This is a genomic window from Micromonospora sp. SD12, assembly GCF_052068495.1.
GTDB lineage: Bacteria > Actinomycetota > Actinomycetes > Mycobacteriales > Micromonosporaceae > Micromonospora > Micromonospora echinofusca.
This window is the reverse complement of record NZ_JBQHDF010000020.1, coordinates 16,642-42,831: the sequence shown is the minus strand read 5'-3', so window position 1 is coordinate 42,831 and position 26,190 is coordinate 16,642. Positions and strand designations below refer to the sequence as shown.

The following is a 26,190-nucleotide window of genomic DNA, read 5'->3' as shown; positions in this document are numbered from 1 at the left end:
TGCAGATAGTTGGACCCCGGAGAGGACGCCGTCATGCCCGAAGCCGTCATCGTCGCCGCCGCCCGGTCGCCCATCGGGCGCGCGCACAAGGGCTCCCTGCGCGACCTGCGCGCCGACGACCTGGCCGCCACCGTCGTGCGCGCCGCCCTCGACCAGGTGCCGGCGCTCGATCCGCGCGAGATCGACGACCTGATGCTCGGCTGCGGACAGCCGGCGGGCGAGCAGGGCCACAACCTCGCCCGGGTCGTCGGCACCCTGCTCGGGCTGGACCACCTGCCCGGCACGACCGTCAACCGCTACTGCTCGTCGTCGTTGCAGACCACCCGGATGGCCCTGCACGCCATCCGCGCGGGCGAGGGTCACGCCTTCCTCTCCGTCGGCGTCGAGTGCGTCTCCCGCTACGACCGGGGCCGCGCCGACGGGCACCCCGGCACCACCAACCCCGCCTTCGCGCCGGCCCTGGCGCGAACGGCGGGCCGGGCGGCCGGCGAGCTGTCGGGCTGGCACGACCCGCGCGAGGACGGCGAGCTGCCGGACGTCTACGTCGCGATGGGGCAGACCGCCGAGAACGTGGCCCACCTGCGCGGGGTGTCCCGGCTGAGCCAGGACGAGTTCGCCGTACGGTCGCAGCTGCTGGCCGAGAAGGCGATCGCCGACGGCTTCTGGGCCCGCGAGATCACCCCCGTCACGGTGCCCGGCGGGGCGGTGGTGGCCGCCGACGACGGGCCGCGCGCCGGGGTGACCCTGGAGGCGGTGGCGGCACTGCCGCCGGTGTTCCGGCCCGACGGCACGGTCACCGCCGGCAACTGCTGCCCGCTCAACGACGGCGCCGCCGCACTCGTCGTGATGTCCGACGTACGGGCGCGGGAGCTGGGCGTCGCCCCGCTGGCCCGGATCGTCTCCACCGGCCTGAGCGCCCTCTCCCCCGAGATCATGGGGCTCGGGCCGGTGGAGGCGTCCCGGCAGGCGCTGCGGCGCGCCGGCATGTCCGTCGGGGACGTCGACCTCGTCGAGATCAACGAGGCGTTCGCCGCGCAGGTGCTGCCCAGCGCCCGGGAGCTGGGCGTCGACTGGGACCGGCTCAACGTCAACGGGGGCGCGATCGCGGTGGGCCACCCGTTCGGCATGACCGGCGCCCGGATCACCACCACACTGATCAACTCACTGCGCTGGCACGACCGGGAGATCGGGCTGGAGACCATGTGCGTCGGCGGCGGCCAGGGCATGGCGATGGTGATCGAGCGGATGAGCTGACCCCGACCGGGCGTGGCGGGCCGGGAAGCCGACGCGCCACGCCACGGTCACCGGGCTCACCGCTGCGGGCCTGGCAGAACCGCCCGGTGCGACCGGTTCAGGAGGCCGTCGGCACCCCGTTGGCCGGCGGCGCCACCGGCGCGGCGGTGTGCTCGCGTACCGGCCCGTCGCCCTCGTCCGTCTCGTACGTGGGCCCGAAGTAGGCCTGCGTCCCGCCGCTCACCCGGGTCAGCCGCTGCCCGCCGTAGCCGGAGTGGTCGGTGTCGGAGTAGCGCAGCGGGGCCAGCCCCGGCCCCTGGTAGCCGCCCTTGGCGACGGCCTCGGTGACCGCCTCGCGGGTGAGGTCCTTGCCGGCGGCGAGGAGCACCTGCACGAAGAGGTAGCCGACCGCCATGCCGTAGACGGTGTTGCCGTCGAACGGCGCGTCGCCGTTGTACTCCTTGTTCACCTTGGTGAAGAGCTGGATCCACGGGTCGGCGGCGTCGTTCTGCATCGGCAGGTAGTTGGCGCCGATCATGCCCTCCAGCAGCCCGGCGTTGGCGCCGAGCTGCTTGGCCAGCGTCGGATGGTCGGCCCCGACGTTGGAGACCAGCCACTGCGGCTGGAACTTGAGCCGGGCGGCGGTGCCGACGGCCAGGGCGGTGAACCCGGGCACGGTGGCGAGGACGACGACCTGGCAGCCGGCCGCCTTGAACGCGCCGATCTGGGGCGCCACGTTGGTGTTGCTGGTGACGTACGTCTGCTTCGCCACCACGGCGCCGGCGCCGAGCACCTTCTCCACGCCGACCAGACTGTCCCGGCCGAAGTCGTCGTCCTGGCCGAGGAAGCAGACCTTCCGCCCCGGCAGGCTGGTCTTCACGTGGTGGGCCAGGATCTTGCCCTCCACGGTGTAGTCGGGGTTGAAGCCGAACGTACCCGGATAACGGTCGGGCTGGTCCCAGCTGCGGCTGCCGGAGGCGACGAAGAGGTCGGGCACCCGGTTGCTCTTGAGGAAGTCGAGCACGCCGGTGTGGGTCGGGGTGCCGAGACCGTTCAGGATCGCGAAGACCTTGTCCTGCAGGACGAGCTGGCGGACCACCTGCTGCGTGTTCGCCGGGTTGTAGCCGTCGTCCATGATCTTGTACGTGATCTTGCGGCCGTGCACGCCGCCGTTGGCGTTGACGTGGTCGAAGTACGCCTTCGTGGCCGGGGCGATCTTGGAGTAGCCGGCGGAGGCGGGACCGGTGAGCGGCATGTGCGTGCCGACCACGATCTCGGTGTCCGTGACGCCGGGGACCGTGCCCCCGCCGCCACCGTCGTCCCCGCTGCAGGCGGCGGAGGCGACGAGCAGGGTGATGGCGGTGGCGAGCGCGAATCCGCGCCGTGCCGTTCGTGTCATGTCAGACACCGACCTTTCCTCGGTCCGGTTGGTGGTGGGGTGGGTGTGGGCGGGACGGGTGCGGACTCCCGGCGGGCCGGGACGACTCAGGGCCGCCGCCGGCCCGGCCGGCGCGCGGAGGCGGCCCGGGCCAGCCGGGACAGCAGGCCCTGCACGCCGCCCGGAGCGGCGATCATGACGACCACGAGGGTGAGCCCGAAGATCGCCAGCGGCAGGTTGCCCTCGACCCGCTGCGCGAGCGCCGGCGACAGGGTGAGCTGCTCGGTGAGGGTGTGCGTCAGGTCGGGCAGGACGACCAGCAGGACGGCGCCCCACGCCGCGCCGGCGAGGCTGCCCAGCCCGCCGATGACGACCGCCATCAGCAGGAACAGCGACAGCGTCAGCGAGAACGCCCCGGGCGACACGCTCTGCGCCAGGACCGCGAGCAGGGCGCCGCCGAGCCCGGCGCCGGCCGCGCTGACCACGAAGGCGAGCACCTGGGTGCGGGCGACGTGGATGCCGGCGAGGCGCGCGGCGACCTCGTCGTCGCGCACCGCCCGGAAGGTGCGGCCGTACCGGCTGCGGACGAGGTTGGCCAGCAGCAGCAGGGCCAGCAGGGTGGCCGCCGCGGTGACCCAGAGCTGCCAGCGCTCGTAGGGGAAGTAGACGCCGAGGGCCGCCGGCGGGGGCTCGACCGGCACCGCCAGCCCCTGCTCGCCGTTGAACACGCCGTCGAAGGTGACGGCCAGCGCCGGCACCACGACCGCGACGGCCAGGGTGACCCCGGCCAGGTAGGGCCCGCGCAACCGGGCGGCGGCCAACCCGACCACGGCGCCCACCGCGAGGGCGGCCAGGACGGCCGCGCCCAGCGAGACCGGGAGCAGCCAGCCGCCGGTCATCCCGGCGTCGGCGAACGCGTTCTGGCACAGGGCCACGGCGTACGCGCCGGTGGCCATCAGCGCGCCGTGCCCCAGGGAGAGCTGCCCGTTGAGCCCGGTGAGGACGGTCAGCCCGGCGGTGGCGCACAGGTAGGCCGCCACGGTGGCGAGCTGGAAGTTGCGGAACGGCTCCAGCCCGTAGCTGGCGGCCACCAGCAGCAGCGCGGCGACGGCCGCGAGGCCGAGGTGGCGCAGCAGGGTCGAGCCGCGGCGGGCCCCGGCCGGACCGGCGCCGTCGACCCGCGCCCGCGTGCCCGGCGGGGTCGCCGCCCGGGTGGCGCTCACACCCGCCTCGCCGCGACCGGGGCGAACAGCCCGCCGGGCCGGACCAGCAGCACCGCCAGCAGCAGCACCAGCACCGCGAGCGGGGTGAGGTCGCTGCCGGCGTAGCCGCTGACGTAGGAGAGCAGCAGGCCGACCGCGAGTCCGCCGACCAACGCCCCCGGTGGGCTGTCCAGCCCACCCACCACGGCGGCGGTGAACGCCGAGACGAAGACCAGGTCCATCGCGTGCGGGTGCAGGCCCAGCTCGGTGGGGATGACCAGCATGCCGGCCAGCGCGCCGACCCCGGAGGCCAGCGCCCAGCCGAGGGTGAGCATGCCGCCCACGTTCACCCCGAGCAGGCGGGAAACCTCGGGGGCGAACGCCGCCGCGCGCATCCGCAGGCCCACCGCCGTACGGGTGAAGGTCCAGGCGAGCCCCACGACCACCACCGCGACCGCCGCGAAGACGAACAGGTCGTACGGCGACAGGACGGCGACGCCGCCCACGGTCAGCGGGTTGCGGGAGAAGGGCGTGCCGGCGGGCAGGAACTCGCTGCCGTACACCATGCCGAGGACGGCCTGGATCAGCAGCACCAGCCCGAGCGCGACGATCACCGGGTTGAGCGGCGACGCGTGGTCGACGAAGCGCATGACGACCACGTCCACCGCCGCGCCGAGCAGCAGCCCGGCGGCCAGCGCGGCCAGGAACCCCAGCCAGTAGGAGCCGGTCGCGGCGGAGACGCTGTAGGCGACGTACGCGGTCGCGACGGCCATCGCGCCCTGGGCGAAGTTGACGATCCGGGCCGCCCGCCAGATGAGCACCAGCGCCAGGGCGAACGCGGCGAGGACCGCGCCCCTGGACAGTCCGTCGAGGGTGAGGAAGACGAAGCGGTCCAACGGTCCTCCCTTGCGGGGACGAGGGGTTCAGAAACCGAGGTAGGCGTGCCGCAGGTCGGCGTCGTCGCGCAGCCGGCCGGCCGGTGCGGTGGTGACGACGCGGCCCAGGGACATCACCACGCCCTCGTCGGCGATCGAGAGGGCGCTGCGCACGTTCTGCTCGACCAGCAGCACGGTCAGCCCGGTGTCGTCGCGCAGCCGGCGCAGCAGTGCCATGGTCTGGGTGACCACCCGCGGCGCCAGGCCGAGCGACGGCTCGTCGAGCAGCAGCAGGCGGGGCCGGCCGACCAGCGCCCGGCCGAGGGCGAGCATCTGCCGCTCGCCGCCGGAGAGCTGGTGCCCGTGATGTCGTCGCCGTCGGGCCAGCGGCGCGAAGAGCTGGTAGACCTCGTCGAGGGCGCGGGCGGCGTCGGCCCGGTCGCGCCGCCACAGCCCGCCGAGGCGCAGGTTCTCGTCGACCGTCAGCTCGCCGACCACCCCGCGCCCCTCCGGCACGTGGGCCATGCCGCGGCGCACGAGCTGCTCCACCGCGACGCCGCGCAGGTCCTCCCCGGCCAGGACGACCCGGCCGGCGGCCGGGCGCAGCATGCCGGAGAGGGCGCGCAGCAGGGTGGTCTTGCCGGCCCCGTTGGCGCCGACGACCGCCGCGATGGCGCCCTTCGGCACGGTGAGGTCGATGCCGTGCAGCACCGGCGCGCCGCCGTAGCCGGCCGTCAGGCCGCGTACCTCGAGTAGGGCCTCGCCGCTCATGCCGCGGCCTCGTCGACGGCGGCGCCGAGGTAGGCGTCGGCGACCGCCGGGTCGTCGCGTATCTCGTCGGGGGTGCCCGCGGCGATCACCCGGCCGAAGTCGAGCACCACGATCTCGTCGCAGACGGACATCACGAGGTCCATGTGGTGCTCCACCAGCAGCACCGCGCAGGGATCGGCGTCGCGTCGGGGCAGCCCCCGGATCAGCTCCGCCAGCTCGGCGATGTCGTCGGCGCCCAGGCCCCCGGCGGGTTCGTCGAGCAGGAGCAGCCGGGGCCGCGCGGCCAGCGCGCGGGCCAGGGCGACCCGCTGGCGTACGGCGAAGGGCAGCGTGCCCGGCACGGCGTCGGCGTGCCCGGCGATGCCCAGGGTGTCGAGGACGTCGAGGGCGTGTCGGCGCAGCCGGCGCTCGTCGCGGTCGCTGCGGGGCAGGCCCAGCAGGGCGGCGAGGAAACCGGCGCGGGCCGTGTGGGTGGCCCCGGTCATCACGTTCTCCAGCACGGTGAGCCCGGCGAAGAGTCCGGTGCCCTGCAACGTGCGGGCGACGCCGAGGCGGGTCAGCCGGTGCGGGCGCGGGCGCAGCGGCCGGCCGTCGAGGGTCAGGGTCCCGTCGTCCGGCGTGACGAAGCCGCAGACCACGTTGAACAGGGTGGTCTTGCCGGCGCCGTTGGGTCCGATCACGCCGACCACCCGACCCGGCGGCACCCGCAGCGAGACGTCGTCGAGGGCGGTGAGGCCGCCGAAGCGGACCCCGATGTGGTGCAGTGCGAGCCCTTGCTCCATCGCCCGTCCCCCCGGCAGCCGCCAGTATTTACACTGGGAGTGTACGTTTCTGAGGTGGGCCGTCAATACCTTCGATGCCCTGGCCGCGCACGCTCGTCGGTCGCCGCCCCGAACCGGGCGGCGACCGACGGTTTCTGCACCGGCCGGGCAGCCACGCGTCGCGGGGCGACCGCGGCTGGCGGTCGCCCCGGCAGGCGTCAGGCGCTCGGGCAGGTGTTGCGGTACTCCTGGATGGCCGAGCCGCTCGGGCCCGGGCAGAGGAACTGCTCGTAGCGGGTGTCGTCGTCGACGAACCGCTTCAACCAGGCCACCGCCTGGCGGGCGGTGGGCGTGTTGACCGTCTGCGGGAAGAAGTGGCTCGCCCCGTTGAGCTCCAGGTACGCCTTCTCCGACGAGGCCGGGATGCTGTTGTAGAACGGCTCCGAGTGCGACGAGACCGGCGCGACGCTGTCGTTCTCCCCACCGATGATCAGGGTCGGCACCCGGACGTCGGACCAGGTCTTGTCCAGGTTCCACGGCGCCAGCGGCACGGCGGCCTGCAACGACGGCCGGGCGACCGCCGCCTCCAGGCTGCCGCCGCCACCCATCGAGTGGCCGGACACGGCGAGCCGACTGGCGTCGATCCGGCCCCGCACAGAGCTGCGCTGCGTCAGGTAGTCGAGCGCCGCGAGCAGCTGCCGGCCCCGGCTGTCCGGCTGGTCGAGGCGGGTGTTGGTCTCGATGCCGATCACCACGAACCCGTGCGAGGCGATCCGCGGCCCGAGCCAGTCGATGCTGGACCAGGCCGCCGTGTAGCCGGGCGAGATGGCGACGGCACCGAAGGTGCCCTCGGCGGTGCTGGTCGGGTAGTAGATGACGCCGCCGCCGAAGCCGGACACGCTGAGCGACGAGACGCTCTGCGACGCGGTGGCGAACGGGCCGCGGCTGGCCTCCAGCAGGGCGACGGTCGGGGCGGGACCGCGCTCGTACGGGTTGGCGGCAGCCTGGGCGGCCGGCGGCGCGGCGAGCGCGCCCACCGCGGCCAGGACGGCGGCCACGGCCAGCCCGGCGAGGCGGGCGGCGGGACGGGGACGGACGGTGGTGGTTGGTGATGACACGTCGGGCACTCCCTACGGGACGGGGCATATCGACATGCATCAGTCTTGGGTGGTGCCGGCGGCGGCGCATCGGCGAAATCACCAGTCCTCGGGAAACACAAGGTCGTCCACCCGCTGGCCCGGACGCTGCCGGGCGGAGGCGGCGACACCACGACCGACGAGCGCCTCGCCGAGGAACGCCAGGAGTTCCGCTGCAGCGCCAGCGCGTACCCGCCGACCGGCTCCGCACGATGGCCGGCGTCGTACGGATGGCGGAGGCCACCGCCCCGACGCGGCCGCACCCGAGCGCCCCGTCCGCGAAGGGCAACCTCGCGCGGCCGAACCGGCGCTGGCGGTCATCGGCCGCGTACGCGACGCGATCCGCGGGCCGTCGGCCAGCGGCTAAGCGTCCGTCCACACCGGCACCCCGCGCCCGCCCGGCCGACTCCCGCCGGGTGGGCGCGGCGCGTCTGCCGTCGGTGCACGGAAGCGAATTTTCCGTGGGTTGCCGATACTGTGGCCCACTTCCGCGGGAAACAGGTCCGCGCCCGGGGCGCCTGCCCAGGGACGCGGGAGAGGAGACACCATGAGCGACACCGCTGCGAAGTCCCGAGCGGTCGGCTCCACCGTCCGGCTGCTGTCCGTCCTGGTCATCGTCGCCGGCCTGATCATGCTGATCGGAGGGGCCGCCACCTGGTTCACCGTGCAGAGCCAACTCGCCGACGAACGCATCACCGTCTCCGCCGACGCGGACTGGTTCGCCGGCGAGAAGATCGACGGCCCACTGACCGCGTACGCGGAGGCCGAGGTCATCGAGAAGCACTCGCTGGAGGCCAGTGGCGGCAAGACATACGCCGAACTCGGCCGGGAGGACCCCACCCGGCAGACCGTCATGAACGGCTCGTTCCTGCGCGCCTCCCTGTTCACCTCGGTCGTCTCCTTCGGGGTCGCCGCCCTGGCGATGGGCCTCGGGGTGGTGCTCGCCCTGATCGGGTACTCCCTGCTCACCCTGTCCCGCCGGCTCGACGCCCTCCCCGCGCCGGCCTCCAGCACCTCCTGATCCGTGCCGGCGGCCCGGCCACGCCCCGTACCGCGTGGCCGGGCCGCCGCCTGGCCGGGCCGCGTCGGGGCGGGTGCGGCCGTCGGTTAGGGTCGGCACCGCCCCCTCCGGCCGCGCCGGACGACCCCTGCCCCGCGGAGACGCCCTGATGACCGAGATAGGCGGCGCCACGAGGGTGTACGCGCTGCTCGGCGACCCGATCGCCCAGGTGCGCGCCCCCGGGCTGCTCAACCCGGTGCTGGCCCGGCGCGGCACCGACGCGGTGCTCGTCCCGGTCCACGCGGCGCCGGCCGACCTCACCCAGGTGGTGCGGGGGTTGCAACGGGTGGCCAACCTGGACGGGATGCTGGTCACCGTGCCGCACAAGGCCGCCGCGCTCGACCTCGCCGACCGCGCCAGCGACCGCGCCCGCCTCGCGGGCAGCGCCAACGCGCTGCGGCGCGAACCCGACGGGACGTGGACCGCCGACACCTTCGACGGCGACGGGTTCGTCCGCGGGCTGGCCGGGGCCGGGCACCCTCCCCGGGGCCGCCGGGCGTGCGTGGTGGGCGCGGGCGGGGCGGGCAGCGCCATCGCGGTGGCCCTGCTCGACGCCGGCGTGGCGCACCTGTACCTCAGCGACACCGACCCGGACCGGCTGGAGACGCTGCGGCGGCGGCTGTCCGCCGCGTACCCCGGCCGGGTCGGCGCGACGGCGCGACCGCGACTGGCCGACGCCGACCTCGCGGTCAACGCCACGCCCCTGGGGCTGTGCCCCGACGACCCGCCGCCGTTCGCGGTGGCCGACCTGCCGGCGCACGCGGTGGTCGCCGACATCATCATGACGCCGGCCGAGACGCTCCTGCTGGCCGAGGCGCGCGCCCGGGGGCTGCGGGCGCATCCGGGCGAGCCGATGCTCGCCCACCAGATCGACGCCTACCTGGACTTCTTCGGGCTGTGACCGACCGCCGGTCCGCGCCGGGAACCCGGGCGACTCCCGGCGACCGCCGTCCGGTCCCGGCCGGCGTCCGCGTCACCCGCCGGCCGGCTCACTGATCATCCTGTCGGCCGGACCTGTTACCGTCGCGCCGCCGCTGCACCAGTCGGACCGGAGGTAGGCGTGATCAGCTCCCACGTGTCGTCGTTCGTCGGATTACCGGTAGTGCCCTTCACACCGGGGATGAGCCTTCCCGACGATCCCTCGGCGGTCGCCTGGCGGTTGGAGGTCGAGGAGCACGACGCGGAGCCCGAGGAGTTCGCCGGTCTCGTACGGGCGCTGCGGGAGCAGGTGCCGCCCGACGCCGTACGCGCCCTGGTGATCGGCGAGTGGGGCGAGGCCTACGAGCGGCCACTGCCGGTCGAGACGCTGGTCGAGGCCGCCGGGGAGTGGACCGGGCTGCGGGCGGTCTTCCTCGCCGACCTGACCTACGAGCAGTGCGAGATCTCCTGGCTCACCCACGGCGACATCACCCCGCTGCTCGCGGCGTACCCGTCGCTGGGGGTGCTCTGGGTGCGCGGGGCGCAGGGCCTGCGGCTGGAGCCGGTCCGCCACACCGGGCTGCGGGAGCTGCGCTTCGAGTCCGGCGGGCTGCCGGCCGGGGTGGTCCGTGCCGTCGGCGCGTGTGAGCTGCCGGCCCTGCACCGGCTGGACCTGTGGCTCGGCAGGAGGGACTACGGCGGCGACGCGGGCGTCGAGGACCTGGCCGGCGTGCTCTCCGGAGCCGGCCTGCCCGCCCTGCGCTACCTCGCGGCCTGCAACGCCGAGATCGCCGACGCGGTCGCGGCGGCGGTCGCTGCCGCGCCGGTCGTGCCCCGGCTGGAGGCGCTCGACCTGTCGAGGGGCACGTTGACCGACGAGGGCGCGAAGGCGCTGCTTGCCGGCCAGCCGCTGGCCCACCTGACGCGGCTCGACCTGCACCACCACTACCTGTCGGAGGAGATGGCCGCGTCGGTGGCCGCCGCGCTGCCGGGCGTGCAGGTCGACCTGTCCGACGCGCAGACCGCCGAGGAGTACGACGGCACCCCCTACCGCTACACCGCCGTCGGGGAGTGATCGCCGGTGACCTTCTTCTCGCACGCCGAGCGGTTCGCCGGTCGCCCGGTCGTCGACGTACCCCTCGACGGGCCGCTGCCGGCGGTCGACGCCCCGGTGTCCTGGCGGCTCTCCGACCCCGGGTGGGACCAACGCACCGACGACGCGCTCTCGGAGCCGTTCCGGGCGGCCTTCGACCGGTTCGTCGCGCAGGCCGGCGCCCGCGTGCAGTCCCTGGTCGTCGGCCCCTGGGGCTACGCGGCGTTCAACCCGGCCCCGATCGCGCAGCTCTGCGCGGCAGCACCCCGCCTGCCCGCCCTGCGGGCGCTCTTCCTCGGTGACATCACCGTCGAGGAGTGCGAGGTCTCCTGGATGAAGGTGGGCGACGTCAGCGAGCTGCTGACGGCGTACCCGGCGCTGGAGGTGCTGCGGGTGCGCGGCGGCGCCGACTTCAGCTTCTCCCCCGTACGGCACGCGCGGCTGCGCGAGCTGGCGGTGGAGAGCGGCGGGCTGCCCCGGGCGTTCGTCGGCGCGGTGCTCGACTCCGACCTGCCGGCGCTGACCGACCTGGAGCTGTGGCTCGGCACCTCCGACTACGGCGGCGACGCGCAGGTCACCGACCTCGCCCCGCTGCTGGCCGGGGAACGGTTCCCGCAACTGCGCCGGCTCGGCCTGTGCAACTCGGAGATCGCCGACGACCTCGCCCGGGCCCTGGCGTCGGCGCCGGTGGTGCCCCGGCTGCAACGGCTGGACCTGTCGATGGGCACGCTCGGCGACGAGGGCGCGGCGGCCCTCCTGGCCGGGCAGCCGCTGACCCACCTGGCGGAGCTGGACCTGTCCCACCACTACCTGGCGGAGGAGACCGCCGCGTCGCTGGTCGCCGCGCTGCCGGGCGTCGCGGTGGACGTGTCCGACCCGCAGGAGGCCGACGAGTACGACGGCGAGAGCTACCGCTACACGGCGGTGTCGGAATGACATGCGCCTGACCGTCGTCGGCAACCCCGGCAACCGCCGGGTCGACCTGTTCACCCGGGCGGTCCTCGCCGCCGGCCTGCCCCGGCCGCAGGTGCTGCCGTGGGCCGACGTGCTGACCGGCGCGGCGCCGCCCGAGGCCGGCGCGGTGGTGCGGGTCGACTCGCCCGGGGAGGACGCCGAGGTGGACCGGCTGCTGCGCCGGTCCGCCTCGCCGGCGCGGCACGGCGAGCTGATCGGCCTGGCCGACACGTACGCCGGGCTGCTGCGGGGCCTGGACCGGGTCGCCGCCGGCGGCGCGGAACTGCTCAACGATCCGGCGGACGTCGCGGTGCTGTGCGACAAGCGGCGCTGCCACGCCCGGCTGTCGGCCGCCGGGGTGCCGGTGCCGGCCGCGCTGCCCCCGGTGCACGGGTGGGCGCAGCTGCGGTCGGCGATGGCGGCGGCCCGCTGGAGCCGCGTGTTCGTCAAGCCCGCACACGGCTCGTCGGCCGCCGGGGTCGTCGCGCTGGCCGTGGCCAGCGGGCGGGTGCAGGCGGTCACCACGATCGAGGCGACCCCGGACGGGCTGTTCAACTCGCTGCGCCCGCGCCGATACACCGACGAGGCCGAGGTCGCCGCCATCGTCGACCGGATCGCCGCCGACGGCCTGCACGTGGAGCGGTGGCTGCCCAAGGCGGGGCTCGGCGACCGGGTGGTCGACCTGCGGGTGGTGACGGTCGCGGGGCGGCCCACCCACGCCGTCGTGCGCGCCGCCCGGGGGCCGCTGACCAACCTGCATCTGGGCAACGCGCGCGGGGACCTCGCCGAGCTGCGCGCGGCGGCCGGGCCCGCGGCGTGGGCGGCGGCGATGGAGACGTGCGAGCGGGTGGCCGGGTGTTTCCCCCGCACCCTCCAGGTCGGCATCGACCTGATGTTCCTGCTCGGCTGGCGGCGCCACGCGGTGGCCGAGGTCAATGCCTTCGGCGACCTGCTGCCGGGGGTGCTCACCGACGGCCGGGACACGTACGCCGAGCAGGTGCGCGCCCTGACCGACGGCCGGTGGACGCGCTGGCGGTCGGCCTCGGGGCGGGAGCCGACGCACGTCGGCGCGGCCGGGCGGGAGGTGTTCGCGTGCGCAGTCTGATCGGCAGCCACGACCTGCTCCTGCTCACCCTCGACACGCTGCGCCACGACGTCGCCGCCGACCTGGCCGCGCGCGGGCGCACGCCGCACCTGGCGCGGGCCCTGCCCGGCGGGCGGTGGGAGCGCCGGCACTCCCCCGCCAGCTTCACCTACGCCGCGCACCACGCGTTCTTCGCCGGTTTCCTGCCCACCCCGGTCACCCCGGGCCGGCACGAGCGGCTGTACGCGGCGGCGTTCCCCGGGAGCGAGACGGCCGGCGCCGACACCTGGGTGTTCGACGCCCCCGACCTGCCCACGGCGCTCGCCGGCGTCGGCTACCACACGCTCTGCCTGGGCGGCGTCGGGTTCTTCAACCGGCGCAGCCCGCTCGGGGCGGTGCTGCCGGGCCTGTTCGCCGAGGCGCACTGGGAGCCCGGCTTCGGGGTCACCTCCCCCACCTGCCTGGACGCCCAACTCGACCGGCTGGCCGAGGTGCTGCCGCGCGTGCCGGCGCGACAGCCGCTGTTCACGTTCCTCAACGTCGCCGCCCTGCACCAGCCCAACCGGCACCACCTGCCCGGCGCGCAGGTCGACGACCTGGCCAGCCACGCCGCCGCCCTGGAGTACGTCGACGGCCGGATCGACCGGCTCTTCGCCCTGCTCACCGGGCGGGGCCGGCCGGTGTTCGCGATCGTCTGCTCCGACCACGGCACCGCGTACGGCGAGGACGGCCACACCGGCCACCGGATCGGCCACGACGTGGTGTGGACGGTCCCGTACGCCCACTTCGTCCTGCGACCGGGGGAATGGTGACCAGCACCGACACGGGCCTCGACGGCTCGCCGTACCAGCAGTACCTGTACGCGTACCCGCACAAGACCTCCTACCGGCCGCTGCGCCCGCGCCCGCTGCTGTCGGACGTGTGGCGGGCCGAGGCGCGCGAGGCGCTCTTCCTCTACGTGCACCTGCCGTTCTGCGAGATGCGCTGCGGGTTCTGCAACCTGTTCACCCGCGCCAACGCGCCCGCCGAGCAGGTGACGGCGTACCTGCGGCAGCTTCGCCGGCAGGCCGGCCGGGTCGCCGACGCGCTGGGCGACGACGCCGGCTACGCCCGCGCGGCGCTCGGCGGTGGCACCCCCACCTACCTGACCGCCGACGAGCTGACCGAGCTGTTCGCCGTCGCCACCGCGATGGGGGCCCGGCTGCCGGGCGTACCGCTGTCGGCGGAGACGTCGCCGGCGACCGCGACGCCGGAGCGGCTCGCGGTGCTCGCCGCGCACGGCACCACCCGGGTGAGCATCGGCGTGCAGAGCTTCCTCGACGCCGAGGCCCGGGCCGCCGGCCGCCCGCAGCGGCGCGCGGAGGTGGAGGCGGCCCTGGCCGCGATCCGCGACGCCCGCATCCCCGTGCTCAACATCGACCTGATCTACGGCATCGACGGGCAGAGCGCCGACACCTGGCGGCAGAGCCTCGACGCGGCCCTGGCGTGGCGCCCGGAGGAGCTGTACCTCTACCCGCTGTACGTGCGCCCGTTGACCGGGCTCGGGCGGCGGGCGCACGCCCGGGCGGACTGGGACGCCCAGCGCCTCGCCCTCTACGAGCAGGCCGTGGCGACGCTCGGCGCGGCCGGCTACCGGCAGGAGTCGATGCGCCAGTTCCGCCGGGCCGACGCGCCCGCCCCCGACGGGCCGGACTACTGCTGCCAGGACGACGGTATGGTGGGCCTGGGCTGCGGCGCCCGCTCCTACACCACGTCCCTGCACTACTCGTTCGACTACGCGGTCGGGGTGTCGCAGGTCCGCGCGGTGCTCGACGACTACCTGGCCCGCCCGGCCGACGACTTCCGCTTCGCCGAGTTCGGGTTCGCCCTCGACGGCGCGGAGCAGCGCCGCCGGTGGCTGCTCAAGTCGCTGCTGCGCGCCGAGGGGGTCGACGCGGCGGCCTACCGGGCCCGCTTCGGCGCGCTTCCAAGCGACGACTTCCCCGAGCTGGGCCGGCTGGCCGAGCGGGGCTGGGCCGGCGACGGCGGGCTGCGGCTGACGCCGGCCGGGCTGGCCCGCTCCGACGCGATCGGCCCGTGGCTGACCTCGGCCCGGGTCCGCGACGCGATGACCGGGTACGTGCCGAGGTGAACCTGGCGATCCTCTACCGGGGTCCCCTGGCGAGCTGCAACTACGACTGCCCGTACTGCCCGTTCGCCAAGCGGCGGGACCCGCCGGAGCTGCTGCGCGCCGACCGGGCGGCGCTCGCCCGGTTCGCCGGCTGGGTGGCGGCCACCGTCGACGTACGGCTGTCGGTGCTGTTCACCCCGTGGGGCGAGGGGCTGACCCGCCGCTGGTACCGCGACGCGATGGTGTCGCTGTCGCACCTGCCGCACGTCGAGCGGGTGGTCATCCAGACCAACCTCGCCGCCCGGGTGGACTGGCTGGCCGACGCGGACCCGCGCGCCGTCGCCCTGTGGAGCACCTACCACCCCGGCCAGGTCGACCGGGACCGCTTCCTGAGCCGGTGCGCCCGGCTGACCGAGCTGGGCGTGCGCTACTCGGTGGGGGTGGTCGGCCTGCCGGAGCACCTCGCCGAGGCGCGGGCGCTGCGGGCCGCCCTGCCCGCCGAGGTCTACCTGTGGGTCAACGCCGCCGAGGGCCGGCGCTACGACGCCGCCGAGGAGGCGACGTGGACGGAGCTGGATCCGCTGTTCGGCTACAGCGTGCGCCCGCACGTGTCGCTCGACCGGCCGTGCCACGCGGGCGAGACGGCGATCTCGGTGCGCGGCGACGGCACGGTGCGCCGCTGCCACTTCATCGACGAGCCGATCGGCAACCTCTACGACGGGTCGTGGCGGGCGGCCCTGCGGCCTCGGCCGTGCGGCAACGCGGTCTGCGACTGCCACATCGGGTACGTCCACCTCAAGCCGCTCGGCCTGCGCGACGTCTTCGCCGGCGGGGTGCTGGAGCGCATCCCGGCGGCCTGGCCGCCCGTACGCCGACCGGTACCGCTCGCCGCGCCGGACCGCCGGCCGCCGGCGGTCCCCGCGCCGGCATCACCGCCGGCCTGACAGCGGTCGGCGGGGCGGAACGGATCGACGGGCGGGCAGGGGTGGGGGCGGCCCGGCGCGGCCGGACCGCCCCCGATCGGGTGGCTCAGTGCGCGCCGGGTACGGCGGCGGCCGCCTCCTCCCGGGCCCGCCGCTCATCACCACTGAGGGTGTGCAGCGGCTTCTCCCGGATGAACAGCACCACCAGCAGGGCCAGCACCGCGAAGGGGGTGGCCACGAGGAACAGCTCGCCGGTGGCGGTCCCGTACACGTCCTGGATGATCCTCAGCACCGGCTCGGGCAGAGCGGACAGGTCGGGCACCTCGGTGGAGCCCTCCCCGCCCGGGGCGCCGCCGGCCAGCGGGCCGAGCTTCTCCGCGCTCAGCGTGGCGACCCGGTTCGCCAGCACCGCGCCGAGCGCGCTGACGCCGATCGTGCCGCCCATGCTGCGGAAGAAGGTCAGCACGGAGGTGGCCGCGCCCAACTCGTGCGCCGGCACGTCGTTCTGCGCCGCGAGCACCAGGTTCTGCATGAGCATGCCGACGCCGATGCCGAGCACCGCCATGTAGACGCTGAGCAGCACGACGCTGGTCCCGGCGTCGATGGTGGCCAGCAGCAGCATGCCGACGACCATCACGGCGGCGCCGGTCACCAGGTAACGCTTCCAGCGGCCGTACTTGGTGATGAGCTGGCCGGCCACCGTCGACGAGACCAGCAGGCCCAGGATCATCGGCAGGCTCATCAGCCCCGCCACCGTCGGCGACTTGCCCAGCGAGAGCTGGAAGTACTGGGACAGGAACACGGTGCCGCCGAACATCGCCACGCCGACCAGGATGCTGGCGACGGTGGTCAGCGAGACCGTCCGGTTGCGGAAGATCTCCAGCGGCACGATCGGCTCCGCCGCGCGCGACTCCACCCAGACGGCCAGCGCCAGCAGGGCGAGGCCGCCGCCGACCATGAGCGCCGTCCAGCCCGAGGCCCAGGCGAACTTGTTGCCGGCCAGCGACGACCAGACCAGCACGGTGGAGACCCCGGAGGTGATGAGCAGCGCGCCGAGCCAGTCGATCTTCACCTTGCGGCGGGTCACCGGCAGGTGCAGGGTGCGCTGGAGCAGGACGATCGAGAGCAGCGAGAACGGGACGCCGATCAGGAAGCACCAGCGCCAGCCGAGCCAGGAGGTGTCCACCAGCACGCCGCCGATCAGCGGGCCGGCGATGGTGCCGACGCCGAACACGGCACCGAAGATGCCGGCGTAGCGGCCCAGCTCGCGGGGCGGGATCATGGCCGCCATCACGATGGTGGCCAGGGCGGTCATGCCGCCGGCGCCGATGCCCTGCACGACCCGGCTGGCCAGCAGCACCTCGACGTTCGGGGTCAGGCCGGCGATCAGCGAGCCGATCACGAAGAGGCCGAGGGAGAGCTGGATCAGCAGCTTCTTGCTGTAGAGGTCGGCCATCTTGCCCCACAGCGGCACGGTCGCCGTCATGGCCAGCAGTTCGGTGGTGACGATCCAGGTGTAGACGGTCTGGGTGCCGTTGAGGTCGGCGATGATGCGCGGCAGCGCGTTCGCCACGACCGTGGAGGCGAGGATCGACACGAACATGCCGACCATCAGGCCGGAGAGTGCCTGGAGCACCTCGCGGCGGGACATGCGGCCGGCGCCGACCTTGGTGGTCTCGGCGGGCACGGTGGCGGTCATCGGACTTCCTTACCGGGTACGGGTTTCACGGCCTCCCGGGCACCTTCCCGGAAGGGGCTTGCGGGCGGGTCAGGGCCGATCGGGTTGCGGCAGCCCCGCGGCGAGGGCGGCGAAGGCCTCGTCGACGAGGTCGGCCAGATCCGGCCGGTCGGGGTGGGCGGCCCAGCGGGTCATCGCGATGCGCAGCACGGCGCCCGTCACGGCGGTGACCAGCGCGGGGTAGCCGTGGTCGGGGTCGACGCCGACCCGCGCCGCGACGACCTCGACGATGGCCCGCTCCGTCTCGGCGTTGCCGGCCACCAGGCGCGGCAACAGCGCGGGGTTGCGCGCCACCACGTCCATCCGCAGGCACCACAGCTCGCGTTCGGCGCGCACCTCGTCGATGACGTCGTCGAGGGCGGTGCGCAGCGCGGTCAGCACGGGCACCTCGGGCGGCACGGCGGCCAGCCGGGCCACCAGGCGGGCGGCGTCGCCCGCCTGGTCACCTACCAGGGCGTCGTCCTTGCAGGCGAAGTAGTTGAAGAACGTACGCGGGGAGACGTCGGCCGCCTCGCTGATCTCCTCCACCGTCACCTGGGCCAGCCCGCGCTCGGCCACCAGGCGCAGCGCCGCCTCGGTCAGCGCGGCCCGGGTCCGGCGCTTCTTGCGGTCGCGCCGTCCGGGAGTGGGCTCAGTGCCGGCAGAAGTCACGCGAGGACACTACAAGCGATCTTGCAGAACCTGCAATGTTTTATGAAGTGAAGTGATGTGGCCCATCCCGGCGGCACCGGCCCTGGTCACCGGGCACCGCGCGCGGCCGTCACGGCGTCCCCGACGCCGGTCGTCGACCGGGAGGCTCCGCCCGCCCGGCGACCCGCCGGTCCACCGGCCGGAGGCCGCCGGCCGTGAGCAGCCGGGCGATCGGGAGCGTCGCCGCGCCGAGCGCCACCGCGTCGACACCCAGCAGACCCAGCTCGATCGAGGCCTGCTCGTACGGCTGGCGCAGCGCCTGGCGGCCGGCGGCCTCCCGGACGGCCGGCAGCAGGTCGCCCAGGGCCATGCCCGCCCAGCCCCCGAGCACGACCCGTTCCGGATTGAACAGGTTGATCAGGTTGGCCACCCCGGCGCCGAGGTACTCCGCCGTCTCGGTCAGCACGCGCCGGGCGGCGGCCGAGTCGTCGGCGGCGTCGATGAGGGCCGCCAGCTGGGACTCCTCGTCCCCGCCCGGGACCGGGCGACCACCCCGGGCCTCCCGGTAACGGTCGAGGACGGCCGACGCGCCGACGTACGCCTCCAGGCAGCCGCGGGCCCCGCAGCGGCAGGGCCGCCCGCCGTAGAGCAGGGTGGTGTGCCCCCACTCCCCCGCGCTGCTGGAGGCGCCCCGGTACGTCACCCCGTCGGTCACCACCGCGGCGCCGACCCCGGAACCGACCAGCGCGAAGACGGCGTGCCGGGCCCCCCGGCCGGCGCCGAACCACATCTCCGCCTGCCCGAGCGTCTTGGCCCCGTTGTCGATGTGCAGCGGCAGGTCGGTGCCCGCCGCGATCAGCCGCTCCAGCGGCACCCGGTCCCAGCCGAGCGACTGGGCGTGCACCACGGCCTCCCGGCCCTGCTCGACCACCCCGGACACGCCGATGCCGGCGCCGAGCACCTCGTCGGCGGCCACCCCGGCCCGGGCGGTGACCGCGTCGATCCCGGCCAGCACGTGCCCGGCCACCTCCGCCGGTTCCGTCCGCCGCGACGCGAGCGGGTACGCGACGCCGGCGAGCGGGGTCATGGCGAAGTCGAACAGCTCCACCCGGACCCGGGTCTCCCCGACGTCCACCCCGACGACGAACGCGAAGCGCGGCGCGACCCGCAGCATCATGCCGGGCCGGCCGCCGTCGGACCCGACGGCGCCCGCCTCGACGACGAGCCCCTCGTCGATCAGGTCGCCGACCACGTTGCTCACCGCCGGCTGGCTCAACCCGGTGCCGCGGACCAGGTCCTGCCGGGTGAGCGGGCCGTCCAGGAGGACCTTGGACAGCAGGGCGGACCGGTTGCGCATCCGGACGCCCCGGTTGGTCGCGCGCGCCAGCTCCACCTGCCACCCCGATCCGCTCGGCCGCCCGGTGCGACTGTACGACCCCGCCCCCGGCCAACCACCCCGACGACCACGTGTGGTCAGGCCGTCGACCGGCGCCGGCCCCACCGGCGGGCACGGTCCACCGGCCCGCCCGGGTGCCCCACGTCGACGGTCCGCCGGCAGTTGCTGGCGTCGTGTCGGCGCCCGGGATGCCGATAGGGTCGGGGCCCATGCGGACGAAGCAGGAACTGGGCGCGGCCATCCGGCGGGACCGGCGGGCCGCCCTCGTCGTCAACGCCCACTCCCGCCGGGGCCGCCAACTGCACGAGCAGGCCCGGGCGCGGTTGACGGCGGCCGGCTTCCACCTGCTCGGCGACCACCCCGTCGAGCAGCCCGGCCAGCTCGAACGCGCCCTCGCCGCGGCCGTCGACCTCGGGCCGGACCTGCTGGTGGCCGGCGGCGGGGACGGCACCCTCAGCACCGCCGCGCGGCTGCTCGCCCACCGCGACATGGCGCTCGGCCTGCTGCCGCTGGGCACCACCAACAACTTCGCGCGCACCGTCGGCGTGCCGCTGGAACTCGACCGTGCCGTCGACGTGCTGGCCGACGGCACGGTGATCGACGTCGACCTCGGCCTCGCCGGCGACATGCGGTTCACCAACCACGTCGGCGTCGGCCTCTCCGCCGACATCATGCTCCGCACGCCGCCGCGCCTGAAGCGGGTCATCGGGCGGCTGGCGTACCCGCTCACCGCCCTGGCGCTGCTGGCCCGGCACCGCGCGCTGCGCGTCACCGTGCGCGCCGGGGACGCCCGGCACGAGTTCGTCACCCACCAGGTGTACGTGGCCAACGGCGGCTTCCACGCCGGGCGCCCGATCGCCGCCGACGCCGACGCCGACGACCGGCTGCTGGTCGCGTACCCGGTCGGCGGCGCGGACCGGCGTGGCCTGGTGCGCGACACCGCCCGCAACGCGGCGACCGGGCACCGGCGCTCCGTCGGCGACGAGCCGTTCCTCGCCGTCGGTGAGTTGTGGCTGGAGACCGACCGGCCGGCGCGCGTCGAGGTCGACGGCGAGCTGTGCGGCCGTACGCCCATCCGCATCGGCCTGGACGCCAACGCGCTGCGCGTGATGGCGCCGGCCGGCAGCCCGGACCGCTGAGCGACGCGGCCGGCCGGGGCCGCCCCGGCTGGACCGCGCCCGCACGCCGCGCGCCACCCCGGCCGGCGCGCCACGGCGGCCGGGCGCGCGCTACCGCAGCCGGTCCGCCGCGTCGAGGGCCGCCAGGAAGTCGGCGACGAGGTCCGCGGTGTCCTCGATGCCGGTGGAGACCCGCACGAGGCCCTCGGCGATGCCGGCGGCGGCCAACTGCTCGGCGTCCACGATCCCGGCCCACATCGAGCGCGGGTGCACCACGAGGGTGCTGACGCTGCCCAGGCTGGCCGCCCGCTTGGCCAGGCGGAGCCCGTCGAGCAGCGCCGCCGCCGCCCGCCCGTCGCGCAACTCCACACCGAGCACGCCGCCGAAGCCCGTCATCTGCCGCCCGGCCAGCTCGTGCTGGGGATGCGTCGGCAGCCCCGGGTAGCGCACCCGCCGCACGGCCGGGTGGCCCTCGACCGCCCGGGCCAGGGCCAGCGCGTTGGCGTTGTGCCGCTCCACGCGCAGCGACAGCGTGCGGATGCCGCGCAGCAGCAGCCAGGCGTCGATCGGGCCGAGCGTGCTGCCGGTGACGATGGCGGTCTGCCAGACCCGGTCGACCAGGTCGGCGGAGCCGACGATCACCCCCGCGGAGAGGTCGGAGTGCCCGCCGAGGTACTTCGTCCCGCTGTGCCACACCAGGTCGGCGCCGAAGTCCGCCGGCCGCTGGTTGACCGGGGTGGCGAAGGTGTTGTCGACGGCCACCAGCGCGTCGTTGGCGTGCGCCAGCTCGATGACCGCCGCCAGGTCGGTCAGTTCGAGCAGGGGGTTGCTCGGGGTCTCCACGAGGACCAGCCGGGTCTGCGGGCGCAGCGCCCGCGCGAACGCCTCGGTGTCGGTCTGGTCCACCTGGGTGAAGGCCACCCCGAACCGGGCCAGCAGACCGGTGACCAGGGACGTCGTGCCGCCGTACGTGCTGCGCTGCACGACGACGTGGTCCCCGGCGGAGAGCAGGGCCAGGGCGATCGTGCTGATCGCGCCCATGCCGGAGGCGGTGACCATGCCCGCCTGCACGCCCTCCAGCTCGGCGACCACGGCGGCGACCTGCGCGTGGTTCGGGTTGCCGTAGCGGGTGTAGAAGCCGTGGCCCCGCGTCTCGGTGGCGAGGGCGGCGAACTGCTCGTCCGACTCGGCGCTGAAGGTGGCGCTCTGCACGATCGGCGGCGACACCGCCGCGCCGGGGTTCAACCCGTCGTCGCCGTGGACGGCGATCGTACCGGTGCCGGTCACAGGGTCTCCTCACCACGTCGTCCGGGGCGGCGACGGCGGTCCCTCGGACCGCCCGTGCTGGCGTCGACCCGCCCGTCGGGAGCGTACCCGGCACCACGACCGGCGGCTCCCGGTCCTTCACGCCGCACCGGGAAAGCGCTCATCACTCGCCCTGGTGGTCACGGCCGCACTGGCGATCGTCGGCGCCGCCGTGGCGGTCGGACCACGGGCGCGTGGGCTCCGGCTACCCGACGAACGTCCGGGTGGGCACCGTCCGGGCGCGCGGCGGCGGCCGGGGGATCTTCTGCGTCTCCGAGTCCGGCGGCGCCGCCATCGACCGGGCGGACATCGCCGACACCGGCAAAGGGTCGTAGGGTCCCGTCCCGCGTCGCGACGCGGATGGTCGGACGGGGCACGGTCGCCACGCGGGCGTCCGTGCCCCGTCCTCCCGCCCGGGCGGTCCCGGCCCCGAGGGGGGCGGGACCGGCCCCGCCCGGACGGAGAACGCGACGGTCAGCCCGCGACGGAGCGGAAGACCGGGTAGTAGCCGCCGGACTGGCCGGCCGCGGTCGGGTGGTACGAGACGCCCAGGGTGGCGAAGTTGAGGGCGTGCAGCCACTTGTCGCCGTAGCTGCACAGCTGGTGCCCGACGAACTGCGCACGCACGTCGGCGAACTTGAAGCCGGCGGCGACGGCGGCGCTGCGGGTGATGTCGTCCACCAGGTTGATGCCCTCGTTGATCTTCGCCCGCGAGGTGGCGCTCAGGCCGACGCAGACCGTGCCGAGCTGGTAGAAGACCGGGTAGCCGACGACCACCACGCGGGCGTTGGGGGCCCGGGTCTTGATGCCGTTGTAGACGTTGCGCAGCAGGCCGGGCAGCTGGGCACGGGCCTTGTCCTCGGCGGCCTGCACGGCGGCCACGCACTGGGTGGTGCCCTGGAGCACGCAGGTGGACATGATGCTGGCGAACCCGACGTCGTTGCCGCCGACCGTGACGCTGACCAGCGTGGTGGTGGAGCTGAGCGCCGAGAGCTGCGTGTTGATCACGCTGGTGGTGGTGGCACCGGAGCAGGCGACCGAGCGGTACGACGCGGGCTTGATGTTGGCCGCGTACAGCGCCGGGTAGGCGTTGGTGCTGCGCTGGCAGGAGCCGCTCTCGCTGGTGTAGCTGCCGGCGCCCACGCCCGAGGCGTACGAGTCACCGAGCGCCACGTAACGGTCGGTGGCGGCGGCCTGGGCGGGGGCTGCCATGGTGAGGCTGACGCCGAGAGCCGTGGCCAGGCTCAGGGCGAGGGAAACGAGACGGGTTCTCCGCACGTCGCACTCCGGGGGTAGAGGGATCGAGTGCGAGATTGATACCACCGAATATTTAGGAATGAAAGATCCTGCCGGAACTTTTAGGGGTGCCGGTAAAGACCTACCGGGTTTACGTGCCGACACCGGCGCCCAGCAGGGGTCGCGCAGGGCGCCACCGGGGTCCCGGCCGCGGCGGGCGGCACGGCGGACGCGACCCCGGTCAAGGGCGGGCGCGGACGGGGCGGAGCGTCAGCCGGACGCCCGGCAGGCGCCCGTGGCGGTCGCCACGAACACCGTCTGCACCTGCTCGCCGTCGGCGAGGCCGGGCACGGAGTGCGCCTGTACGTCGACGAAGCCCGCCCGGTCCAGCGCGGCCCGCCACCCCGTCACGTCGAGCAACGGCGACGCCGGCACCCTCGGCTCGTCGTCCGCGTGCCGCCACCACCCCTCGGCCAGGCCGAAGGTCAGCGTGTTGTAGTCGAGGCGGCTGGTCATCTCGTTGACCACCAGGACGCCGCCCGGCTTGAGCAGCGCGTGGCAGTGCCGCAGCGCGGCGGAGATCCGCAGCGTGGCGTGCAGGACGTTGCTGGCCAGGACCACCTGCATCGAGCCGGGCTCGAAGCCCTGGTCCTCGGGCGCACCCTCCACGTTGTAGCGGGCGAAGTCGACGTACGGTCGGTCGGCGCCGAAGCGCTGCCGCCCCAGCCGCAGGAACGCGGGCCCCACGTCGGTGTAGGAGTACCGCAGCCGCTCCGCCCGGTCCGCGAGGGCGTCCAGCACCGGCCCACTGGTGCCGCCGGTCCCCGCGCCCACCTCCATGACCTGGGCGAAGGAGCGCGGATAGCGCCGGAGGAACTGCCGGACGTGCTGCTGCACGAGCGCGGCGCAGAGCCGGTTGTGGAAGTCGAGCTGGACGTTGTCCCGGTAGATCGCGGAGACCAGCTCGGCCGAGCCGCCCGGGAAGAGCACCTCGTTCGCCGGCCGGTCACCCCGCACGACCCCTACGAGCTGCGTCTGGCAGGCGACCAGCAGGGGCACGTACCCGGCGGCCTCCGGGTGCTCCCGGCGCAACGCCGTCGCCGCCGCGTCGACCGCGTCGTCCTCGGCGAGCCCGGCCGCCTCGACGACCCGGTGCGTCACGGCGAGCCGGTCGCCCTGCCGGCGCAGCAGGTCGGCGCGTTCCAGCAGGTCCAGCAGGGCGTCACCGAGCCGCTGGTAGCCGGCCGCCACCGCCAGCCGGGCCAGGATCTCGTCCCGCCCGGCGGTGCTGCCGGCGGCGGGCAGCACGCCCGCGGCGGCCAGCCGGGCCGCCAGCAGCCGCCGCCCGAAGTCGGTCACCGCCTCGAAGGAGGTACGGAACCGCGCGTGGCGTTCCTGGTCCACGTCCACGAGCGGCTGCGGCGCCGCCTCGACGTCCGGTGCGGTCACGATGCGCCCTCCACGGTGCGTCCGGCGGTGCCGGTCAGGTCAGGTGCGCGGCCAGGGATGCCACGGCACGGGGTGCGGTCGGCCGGTCGACGAGCTGCGCGCAGAGGTCCGCGAGCAGCTCCGCGCGCGCCGGCACGAGATAGAAGTGGTCGCCGGGGAACGCCCGCAGCCGGAAGCCGCCGGTGGTCAGCTCCGCCCAGGCGGAGACCGACTCCCGGTCGCAGGCCGGGTCCCCGGTGCCGAGGTACGCGGTGATCGGCGCCGACACCGTCCGCGGCTCGCGCGGCAGGTGGTCGTGGATCAACCGCAGGTCCGCCCGAAGCGCCGGTACGACCAGTTCCCGCAGCTTCGGCGAGCGGAAGACCAGCGCGTCCACCTCGCCCAGCGCGGCGATGCGGCCGAGGAACTCCTCGTCGTCGAGGTGGTCGGGGTGCTGGTCGATGCGGGTGACGTGCGGGGCGCCGTGCCCGGAGACGAACAGGATGCTCGGCACGACGCCGAGCCGGTCCTCCAGCCGGGCGGCCACCTCGTAGGCGACCGAGGCGCCCATGCTGTGGCCGAACAGGGCGAGGGGACGGTCCAGGTACCCGGTGAGCGATTCGGTGACCCGGTCGGCGAGCACGTCCATCCGGTCGACGCACGGCTCACCGAGCCGGTCCTGCCGGCCCGGGTAGCGCACGGCGAGCAGGTCGACGGAGTCCGGCAGCCGGGCCGCCCAGGGCTGGAAGAAACCGGCGGAGCCCCCGGCGTGCGGCAGGCACACCAGCCGCAGCTCCGCGTGCGCGCCGCCCCGGAACACCCGCAGCCACGGATCGCCGCCGGACGGCTGACGCAGGGACATCTCGGGCACCATCCTCGGTCGCGCCGGTCAGTCCGACATGGCCACCAGCACCCGGCGGTCGCCCGTGTACGGGCGCCGGCCGTGCGCGGTGAGCACGTTGTCGATCAGCAGCAGGTCGCCGACCCGCCAGTCGACGTCGACCGCGGCCTCCAGGCCCCGGTCGCGGATCTGGGTGACGTACTCGTCGGGGATCGGGGAGCCGTCGGCGAAGGTCACCGACTGGGGCAGCTCGTCCGGCCCCATCACCTGCGTCATCACCCGGGCGATGTCGTCGTCCAGGCCGGCCGGGTGCCACTGGTCCGCCTGGTTGAACCACACCTCCGCCCCGGTGACCGGGTGCCGCAGCGTGGCCGGCCGGAGCTGGGTCACCCGCAGCCCGTCGGCGGTCCACTCCCACGTCGCGCCGGCGCCGGCGAGGAACTCCTCGACCTCGTCGCGGCTGTCGGTCTCGAACGTCTCCCGCCAGCTCTTGCCCAGCCCCATCCCGTCGTGCAGGTTCTGCTGGTAGCGCAGGCCGCCGGCGAAGTCCGCACGCAGCTGCGCATCCAGCGAGTCGAGCCACAGCTCGGCGTCGACGACCGGGGTGGCGCCGCCGGTCTCCGCCGCGATCTGGCAGAAGAAGAGCAGCCGGGCCGGCCACCGGGCGGCGTACGACAGTTCGTTGTGCATCGAGATGGTGTAGCGGGCCGGGTACTCGGTGGACGTGTAGACGTTGCGGCCCACCTTGGTGCGCGGCGAGTTGCCGTGCACGTACGCCAGTCGCCTCGGCAGCAGCAGGTCCATCACCGGGTCCAGGGTCTCCGGCCGCACCCCGAAGCCACGGAAGACGAGCGCCTTCTCCGCGGTGAGCACCTGCGCCAGGTCCAGCTCGCGCAGGTGGTCGACCAGGCCCTCGGCGCTCGGCGCGCAGCCGGCGCTCTCCGGGGTGATCTCCAACGGTTTCCAGCTCGCGTGCTCGTTCATTCCGGGGCTCCTCACC

At 74.9% G+C, this 26,190-nt stretch carries 25 protein-coding genes; 11 read left to right on the top strand and 14 right to left on the bottom strand.

Features of this window, described 5'->3' with window-relative positions:
• Positions 1–33: 33 nt before the first annotated feature.
• On the top strand, positions 34–1,254 hold the full coding sequence (locus ACTMS2_RS25875; protein ID WP_441177741.1) for an acetyl-CoA C-acetyltransferase: 1,221 nt from the start codon (positions 34–36) through the stop codon (positions 1,252–1,254).
• 97 nt (positions 1,255–1,351) lie between these two features.
• Here the strand turns inward: ACTMS2_RS25875 and ACTMS2_RS25870 are convergent, their stop codons facing one another.
• From ACTMS2_RS25870 to ACTMS2_RS25845, 6 genes are all read right to left on the bottom strand, one after another.
• Positions 1,352–2,632: an ABC transporter substrate-binding protein gene (locus ACTMS2_RS25870; protein ID WP_441177740.1), complete on the bottom strand. Its 1,281-nt coding sequence runs from the start codon at positions 2,630–2,632 to the stop codon at positions 1,352–1,354.
• An 86-nt stretch (positions 2,633–2,718) separates the two neighbouring features.
• Positions 2,719–3,834: a branched-chain amino acid ABC transporter permease gene (locus tag ACTMS2_RS25865; RefSeq protein ID WP_441177739.1), complete on the bottom strand. Its 1,116-nt coding sequence runs from the start codon at positions 3,832–3,834 to the stop codon at positions 2,719–2,721.
• The gene (locus ACTMS2_RS25860) at positions 3,831–4,709 is read right to left on the bottom strand and encodes a branched-chain amino acid ABC transporter permease (RefSeq protein ID WP_441177738.1); all 879 of its coding nucleotides are present in this window, start codon (positions 4,707–4,709) and stop codon (positions 3,831–3,833) included. Before ACTMS2_RS25860 ends, ACTMS2_RS25865 begins: the two co-directional genes overlap by 4 nt.
• Before the next feature lie 27 nt (positions 4,710–4,736).
• A complete protein-coding gene (locus tag ACTMS2_RS25855; RefSeq protein WP_441177737.1) occupies positions 4,737–5,459 on the bottom strand; it encodes an ABC transporter ATP-binding protein in 723 nt (240 codons plus the stop codon).
• The gene (locus ACTMS2_RS25850) at positions 5,456–6,241 is read right to left on the bottom strand and encodes an ABC transporter ATP-binding protein (protein ID WP_441177736.1); all 786 of its coding nucleotides are present in this window, start codon (positions 6,239–6,241) and stop codon (positions 5,456–5,458) included. The genes ACTMS2_RS25855 and ACTMS2_RS25850 overlap by 4 nt, the downstream gene beginning before the upstream one ends.
• A 197-nt stretch (positions 6,242–6,438) precedes the next feature.
• On the bottom strand, positions 6,439–7,338 hold the full coding sequence (locus tag ACTMS2_RS25845; RefSeq protein WP_441177735.1) for an alpha/beta hydrolase family protein: 900 nt from the start codon (positions 7,336–7,338) through the stop codon (positions 6,439–6,441).
• Between the two features lie 565 nt (positions 7,339–7,903).
• Between ACTMS2_RS25845 and ACTMS2_RS25840 the strand changes: the two genes are divergently transcribed.
• The 8 genes from ACTMS2_RS25840 to ACTMS2_RS25805 all read left to right on the top strand — a co-directional run bounded on the left by ACTMS2_RS25840 (position 7,904) and on the right by ACTMS2_RS25805 (position 15,519).
• A complete protein-coding gene (locus ACTMS2_RS25840; RefSeq protein WP_441177734.1) occupies positions 7,904–8,377 on the top strand; it encodes an aromatic ring-opening dioxygenase LigA in 474 nt (157 codons plus the stop codon).
• A gap of 148 nt (positions 8,378–8,525) precedes the next feature.
• Positions 8,526–9,317, top strand: a complete 792-nt coding sequence (locus ACTMS2_RS25835) for a shikimate dehydrogenase family protein (protein ID WP_441177733.1) — start codon at positions 8,526–8,528, stop codon at positions 9,315–9,317.
• A gap of 219 nt (positions 9,318–9,536) precedes the next feature.
• The gene (locus tag ACTMS2_RS25830; protein WP_441177732.1) at positions 9,537–10,409 is read left to right on the top strand and encodes an STM4015 family protein; all 873 of its coding nucleotides are present in this window, start codon (positions 9,537–9,539) and stop codon (positions 10,407–10,409) included.
• A gap of 6 nt (positions 10,410–10,415) precedes the next feature.
• Positions 10,416–11,363 carry an STM4015 family protein gene (locus ACTMS2_RS25825; protein WP_441177731.1) on the top strand — a complete coding sequence of 316 codons (948 nt, stop codon included), beginning with the start codon at positions 10,416–10,418 and terminating at the stop codon, positions 11,361–11,363.
• Position 11,364: 1 nt separating this feature from the next.
• A complete protein-coding gene (locus ACTMS2_RS25820; RefSeq protein WP_441177730.1) occupies positions 11,365–12,486 on the top strand; it encodes an STM4014 family protein in 1,122 nt (373 codons plus the stop codon).
• A complete protein-coding gene (locus ACTMS2_RS25815; protein WP_441177729.1) occupies positions 12,474–13,277 on the top strand; it encodes an STM4013/SEN3800 family hydrolase in 804 nt (267 codons plus the stop codon). The genes ACTMS2_RS25820 and ACTMS2_RS25815 overlap by 13 nt, the downstream gene beginning before the upstream one ends.
• Positions 13,274–14,596 (top strand): STM4012 family radical SAM protein, encoded by a 1,323-nt coding sequence (locus tag ACTMS2_RS25810; protein ID WP_441177728.1) that lies wholly within the window; start codon positions 13,274–13,276, stop codon positions 14,594–14,596. Before ACTMS2_RS25815 ends, ACTMS2_RS25810 begins: the two co-directional genes overlap by 4 nt.
• Positions 14,593–15,519 (top strand): STM4011 family radical SAM protein, encoded by a 927-nt coding sequence (locus ACTMS2_RS25805; protein WP_441177727.1) that lies wholly within the window; start codon positions 14,593–14,595, stop codon positions 15,517–15,519. Before ACTMS2_RS25810 ends, ACTMS2_RS25805 begins: the two co-directional genes overlap by 4 nt.
• Positions 15,520–15,604: 85 nt before the next feature.
• Here the strand turns inward: ACTMS2_RS25805 and ACTMS2_RS25800 are convergent, their stop codons facing one another.
• The 3 genes from ACTMS2_RS25800 to ACTMS2_RS25790 form a co-directional block, all read right to left on the bottom strand.
• A complete protein-coding gene (locus ACTMS2_RS25800) occupies positions 15,605–17,197 on the bottom strand; it encodes an MDR family MFS transporter (protein ID WP_441177726.1) in 1,593 nt (530 codons plus the stop codon).
• 69 nt (positions 17,198–17,266) lie between these two features.
• Positions 17,267–17,887 (bottom strand): acyl-CoA-like ligand-binding transcription factor, encoded by a 621-nt coding sequence (locus ACTMS2_RS25795; protein ID WP_441177725.1) that lies wholly within the window; start codon positions 17,885–17,887, stop codon positions 17,267–17,269.
• A gap of 109 nt (positions 17,888–17,996) precedes the next feature.
• Positions 17,997–19,259: an ROK family transcriptional regulator gene (locus tag ACTMS2_RS25790; protein WP_441177724.1), complete on the bottom strand. Its 1,263-nt coding sequence runs from the start codon at positions 19,257–19,259 to the stop codon at positions 17,997–17,999.
• Positions 19,260–19,471: 212 nt separating this feature from the next.
• Between ACTMS2_RS25790 and ACTMS2_RS25785 the strand changes: the two genes are divergently transcribed.
• Entirely contained in the window at positions 19,472–20,401 is a 930-nt protein-coding gene (locus tag ACTMS2_RS25785) for a diacylglycerol/lipid kinase family protein (protein ID WP_441177723.1), read from the top strand.
• 90 nt (positions 20,402–20,491) lie between these two features.
• Here the strand turns inward: ACTMS2_RS25785 and ACTMS2_RS25780 are convergent, their stop codons facing one another.
• Positions 20,492–21,667, bottom strand: a complete 1,176-nt coding sequence (locus ACTMS2_RS25780) for a trans-sulfuration enzyme family protein (RefSeq protein WP_441177722.1) — start codon at positions 21,665–21,667, stop codon at positions 20,492–20,494.
• Between the two features lie 212 nt (positions 21,668–21,879).
• Here ACTMS2_RS25780 and ACTMS2_RS25775 point away from each other — a divergent pair, with 212 nt between their 5' ends.
• Positions 21,880–22,020 (top strand): hypothetical protein, encoded by a 141-nt coding sequence (locus ACTMS2_RS25775; protein WP_441177721.1) that lies wholly within the window; start codon positions 21,880–21,882, stop codon positions 22,018–22,020.
• Positions 22,021–22,159: 139 nt separating this feature from the next.
• Here ACTMS2_RS25775 and ACTMS2_RS25770 read toward each other — a convergent pair whose 3' ends face one another.
• The 4 genes from ACTMS2_RS25770 to ACTMS2_RS25755 all read right to left on the bottom strand — a co-directional run bounded on the left by ACTMS2_RS25770 (position 22,160) and on the right by ACTMS2_RS25755 (position 26,174).
• Positions 22,160–22,963, bottom strand: a complete 804-nt coding sequence (locus ACTMS2_RS25770) for an SGNH/GDSL hydrolase family protein (protein ID WP_441177720.1) — start codon at positions 22,961–22,963, stop codon at positions 22,160–22,162.
• A 228-nt stretch (positions 22,964–23,191) separates the two neighbouring features.
• Positions 23,192–24,370, bottom strand: a complete 1,179-nt coding sequence (locus tag ACTMS2_RS25765) for a class I SAM-dependent methyltransferase (protein ID WP_441177719.1) — start codon at positions 24,368–24,370, stop codon at positions 23,192–23,194.
• 34 nt (positions 24,371–24,404) lie between these two features.
• A complete protein-coding gene (locus ACTMS2_RS25760) occupies positions 24,405–25,211 on the bottom strand; it encodes a thioesterase II family protein (RefSeq protein WP_441177718.1) in 807 nt (268 codons plus the stop codon).
• A 27-nt stretch (positions 25,212–25,238) separates the two neighbouring features.
• Positions 25,239–26,174 (bottom strand): TauD/TfdA family dioxygenase, encoded by a 936-nt coding sequence (locus ACTMS2_RS25755; protein ID WP_441177716.1) that lies wholly within the window; start codon positions 26,172–26,174, stop codon positions 25,239–25,241.
• Positions 26,175–26,190 lie beyond the last annotated feature (16 nt).